1 protein-coding gene is annotated in these 773 nt (G+C 48.5%); it reads right to left on the reverse strand.

Going from position 1 to position 773, the window contains the following annotated elements; all coding sequences use genetic code 11:
* Nucleotides 1–242: transposase (locus tag EI28_RS12595; RefSeq protein WP_048115378.1), on the reverse strand; the 242-nt coding region annotated here is incomplete at its 3' end.
* Between the last annotated feature and the right edge of the window lie 531 nt (nt 243–773).

Below are 773 nucleotides of genomic sequence, written 5' to 3' on the forward strand. Positions count from 1 at the left end.
TCGAGGAAGATCGCCTGGTACACTCCTTTCTCGCAGAGTTCGAGATGGTACCGATGAACCGTCGATTTGGTGCCATATTTCGCCGGTACATCGAGCCAGGAGCACCCGGTGGTCAGAACGTACAGGATACCGTTGAACAGCCTGCGGGGATCACATCGGGGTCGACCGATATGCGGCTTTGTTGGGGGGAGGTATTTCTGAACAATCTCCCAGAGATCATCGTCAATTTCCCGGAATGCCATGACCCCCGGTTTTATCTAAGGGGCCTTATAATTTTAGGATCACCTCAAGAAATGAAATGTGATCTATGCTGTGAAATTTTGTCCAAAAACGCCATTACCGGGAGGGGGACACCCCCTCCCGGACCCTCCCCCGAATGGCGATACTCTATGGAAAGCCGTTTCACCCTTCTGGCTCACGATGTGGCTCAGGTGGCGGATACCTGAGAGGTAAGGGCTCCGATTAGGGTATACCGAAGGTTTGGAGATCTTTTTGGGATGAACTCAATTTTAATATATGGGGTTCTTCTATCTCACGCGAAGTCGCGAAGGGGGATTGGGATAGCAATCAATTTCTTCGCGGCTTCGCGTTCTTCGCGTGAGACGACGTTACGTGAAATCTTGAAGGAGATAGTCACTATATATTTCAGGTGAAAGAATCCTGGGGTGTAAGTGCTCTGATTAGGATATGTCGAAGGTTCAGAAATTTTTTCGGGACGACCTCTGGTATTAATAACCACAATGATAAATAAGCAAACTACTCAAAGCGGATAA

Source organism: Methanoculleus sp. MH98A, assembly GCF_000691865.1.
GTDB lineage: Archaea > Halobacteriota > Methanomicrobia > Methanomicrobiales > Methanoculleaceae > Methanoculleus.